At 61.4% G+C, this 3,765-nt stretch carries 6 protein-coding genes; all 6 read right to left on the reverse strand.

All coding sequences use genetic code 11. The annotated features are described in order from the left end of the window. A partial coding sequence (locus AACS18_RS20835; RefSeq protein WP_258228783.1) for an alpha-amylase family glycosyl hydrolase occupies window positions 1–1,044 on the reverse strand: 1,044 nt, incomplete at its 3' end. 194 nt (window positions 1,045–1,238) lie between these two features. Next, window positions 1,239–1,619 carry a DUF1622 domain-containing protein gene (locus tag AACS18_RS20840; RefSeq protein WP_083221023.1) on the reverse strand — a complete coding sequence of 127 codons (381 nt, stop codon included), beginning with the start codon at window positions 1,617–1,619 and terminating at the stop codon, window positions 1,239–1,241. 66 nt (window positions 1,620–1,685) lie between these two features. Further along, window positions 1,686–2,009 carry a N(4)-acetylcytidine aminohydrolase gene (gene yqfB, locus AACS18_RS20845; protein WP_108613200.1) on the reverse strand — a complete coding sequence of 108 codons (324 nt, stop codon included), beginning with the start codon at window positions 2,007–2,009 and terminating at the stop codon, window positions 1,686–1,688. Between the two features lie 42 nt (window positions 2,010–2,051). Then, a complete protein-coding gene (locus AACS18_RS20850) occupies window positions 2,052–2,723 on the reverse strand; it encodes a Crp/Fnr family transcriptional regulator (RefSeq protein WP_108613201.1) in 672 nt (223 codons plus the stop codon). Between the two features lie 105 nt (window positions 2,724–2,828). Continuing rightward, window positions 2,829–3,554, reverse strand: coding sequence for a nucleoside phosphorylase (locus AACS18_RS20855; protein ID WP_108613202.1), 726 nt, complete (start codon window positions 3,552–3,554; stop codon window positions 2,829–2,831). Between the two features lie 3 nt (window positions 3,555–3,557). Further along, on the reverse strand, window positions 3,558–3,765 hold a 208-nt coding region (gene pnuC / locus AACS18_RS20860; protein ID WP_181363348.1), incomplete at its 5' end, for a nicotinamide riboside transporter PnuC.

Here is a 3,765-nt window from a genome sequence, read left to right on the forward strand (position 1 = left end):
GCCCTGCATCATGTGCAGCACCATGGACCACAGCTTGGCGCTGGTTTCCCGCCACTCTGGCCTGTCATCGCCAACGCGAGAGACGGCGCGGGGCAGGTCGTGGTTGCCGAGAAACAGGCTGTTCCAGCCACGCCCGTGCAGCCCTTGCTGGTGGCGGGCCATGGCTCGCTTGAAGGCGAGAGGGTCGAAGCGGGATGACCACTTGTCACTGCCCAGCCCCAGATGCTCGAAGTTGAACACCATGCTGAACTCGCTGCCATCCGGGTGGGAGTAGCGCTGTATATGGGCGAGATCGGCACCCCAGGTTTCCCCTACCGTGATGATCCCCTTGCCGCCGAAGCTTGCAACATTGAGCTCGCGAATATAGTCGTGCAGGCGCGGGCCATTGCTCATGGCAAGTCGGTCCCACTCCTTGCTCACCATGTCGATCACATCGAAGCGAAATCCCTTGATCCCTTTGCCCAGCCAGAAGTTGATCACCGCCGCCATCTCGGCGCGCACCGCCGGGTTGTCCCAGTCCAGATCGGCCTGACTCGCATCGAAGTTGTGCAGGTAGTAGCGATTGAGCTCAGGCACATACTGCCAGCCGCTGCCGCCAAAAATCGAGGTGACTGGGTGAGCGTCGACGAAGGCTTGGTCGCGAAACACGTAGTACTCCTGATAACGGGGATCCCCCGCCAGCGCTTTCACAAACCACTCGTGCTCGGTGGAGGTGTGGTTGGCAACGATATCCATCATGATGCCGATGCCGTGAGCGGCCGCGTCGGCTATCAGCAGCTCCATCTCGGCCAGGGTGCCGAAGGCAGGGTCGATGGCGCGGTAGTCTGCCACATCGTAGCCGTTGTCCCGTTTGGGGGAGCGATAGATGGGGGTGAGCCAGATCAGGTCAACACCCAGCTGCACCAGATAGTCGAGGCGCTGGCGAATGCCGTTGATATCGCCCATGCCGTCGCCATCGCTGTCCTGAAAACTCATGGGATAGATCTGGTAGATGACGCAGCTATCGAGGTCGATGGCGGGGGGGTGGAAAGTGTGCGGGTTCATCAGCGTGGCCGGTTGGGGAAGAGGCTTTCCATCTTACGCAGATGAGCAGGGCATCAACAGCTTCCGGCGGCCCTTGAAAAGGGTTCCATTATTGGCTGGTTTTCAAAAGTGAGGGGAGAGTCACAAAGGTGCCATCCCGAGCCACGGGCGTGGTCGGGATGGCGTGCTGCTCATATGCCTTTTGGCATAACGTGTTATCGGGTGGCTCCGGCCTGCTCGGCGTTTGGTTCTTGTTGGCGTTCCGCTTGCGCCTCCAGCTCTTTGCCGAGGAAGTAGTTCAGGAAGGTGCGGATCACTGCGATGATGGCAAGGCGGATCAGCTCCTCCTTGCTCGGCGCCACCGTGGTGGCCAGGATGTCGGCGGCCAGCTGGAACTCCAGCGCCAGGATCAGCCAGCTGCCAAAGCAGAGGCGAATACGCGGAAAGCCGGGCTGGTGATCCCGCACCCGCGCCGCCAGCCAGAGAGTTTTAAAGAGGCCAATGACCACACAGGCGATGGAGATAATCTCCAGCAGCAGCTGGAACAGCTCGACCCCGTGCATCATCCCCTCTTTCAGGCTCGCTATCTCAAACACTCGGGTCACCTCTTGATTCAAAAGAGCACACTATTAACATATTGCTCGGCAAAGGCCAAATCCGGCTCAGGCAATCAGTTTGAATTCAATCACATAGAGCGGCGGCAGGGCGGGGTAGATATTCCTGATCACATCTTTCAGCTCGGTAAGGGTCATGTTCTCCTGACGGGCGTGCTCGTCGTTCAGTTCATCGAAGGCTACAGCATTGACGGAGAGCACCTCTATGGTGCCAAAGGGCTGGTGTTCCGGGTTGGTGAACAGCGCCAGACGTTGGCCGGGCTGCCAGTTGGCCTCGCTCTCGTCGCGGATGGTGATGGTCTTGCGGCCCGCCTGAATGTCGGCGACGAAGCGGCTGAAGAAAGTGAATTCGGGATAGGGATGGGCAGACATGGTGACTCCTGACTGGGTGAATTGAAATGAGGTTAATGGAAATCAAAGATCGAGATAGGCGCGCAGCTTGGCCAGATCGGCGATGACGGGGCCGTCGCTGCCGTCGGCGACTATGCCCTGCTCGACCAGCTCCTTGAGGGCGCGGCGGTAGACCCGCTCTGTGGTGCCGAAGCGTGCTGCCTCGTGGGCCCGCTTGCGCGATCCCAGCATCGGAGTGCGCTGGCGCTCACGCCATAGCTCATAGGCGATGTTGTAGGCGATGGGGTGGAGCAGTCGGCTGGTGGTGATCTCCAGGGTATCGAGATAGTCGCTGGCAAGCGCGGCGGCAAAGAACAGGGTCAGCTCGGGTTCGGCCAGCAGCCGCTGGGCCAGCTTGTGGGCGCAGATGACCCGGGCATCCAGCTCGGTCTCGGCCACCACGTTCCATTGCACCGGGGTGGCGCTGAAGAACTCCATCTCACCGAAGATCTGGCTGTGGCACTCAATTTCGCCGAGCTGGAAGATGCGGCCAGAGTGTACCGTGCTGTTGAGGGAGACCCGGCCATGTTCGACCAGATAGAGCTGCTCGCTCTGCTCCCCCTGCCGCATGATCAATTCGCCCGGTAGGTAACGGCGCAGAAACAGGGTGCAGGCGTCGAGCGCCGCGGCAAAGCGGGGTTCAAGCTGCTGGAGTTCGGCGTGAAAACGGCCGAGGGGGTAGGGCTGTTGCTGCATGACTTGCCTGTCGCACCGGATGACGAGGGCCATGAGGCTAGCAAGAGTGCGGGCCGGATACCAGCCCGCACGGTAGCGGATGTGCCGCAGTTAACGGTTTGCGCTTTATTGCACCAGAGCGTGGAGGGCGGCCGCGATGGCGTGTTGCTCACCGGCCATCATCGCCTGTTCGGCGCTGGCGTAATCCGCCACCCCTTGTTGCACATCCTGCTCGAACAGCACTACGTTGCAGAGCACGGCTGCAACCCGCACCTTGCGCAGGCGACCCACGGTCAGCAGGGCTGCGGTCTCCATGTCAGCGCCGAGCACGCCACGGGCATGCCAGTAGCGGCACACCTCCTGCTCATCATCTCGATAGAAGCTGTCGTGGGAGCGTACCAGCCCGTGCCAATGAGGCTGGCTGCCGGTTGCCACATGGTTGAGCAAGGCGGCCTGCAGCCAGATATCGGCGCAGGCGGGGTACTCGGCGGGCAGATAGGCCTGCGAGGTGCCCTCATTGCGTACCGCCCCTTCCACCACGATAAGGTCGCCAAGGCCGATGTCGTGCTGCAGGGCACCGGCGGAGCCGACCCGAATGAGCGAGTGGGCACCGGCTTGCACCAGCTCCTCCAGCGCGATGATGGCCGACGCGCCGCCAATGCCGGTGCTGCAAACCGTGATGGGCTGCCCCTGATAGGATCCGTTGATGAGGCGAAACTCCCGGTTTTGCCCCAGCACCTCACACTGTTCGAGCTGGCTGGCGATGCGATCGACCCGGGCCGGGTCGCCGCACAGTACCACCCGCTCGGCAATCTGGTCGGGGCGGCACTGGAGATGGGGTAACAGAGTCATGGCTTACAGACCTTGTGGCTGGCGCTTGGCGGCAATCACCCAGAGGCGGGTGCCGTTGGCGGCGATAAACAGCAGGATCAGGTATTCGAGCGACATGGCGTAGACGCCCTGCGCGGCATAGACACCGATACTGATGATGTTGATGACGACCCAGAGGATCCAGTTTTCCACGTATTTGCGGGTCATCAGGATCTGGGCGACCACCGAGAGC

The sequence above is a fragment of the Aeromonas sp. HMWF015 genome (assembly GCF_963878965.1).
GTDB lineage: Bacteria > Pseudomonadota > Gammaproteobacteria > Enterobacterales > Aeromonadaceae > Aeromonas > Aeromonas veronii.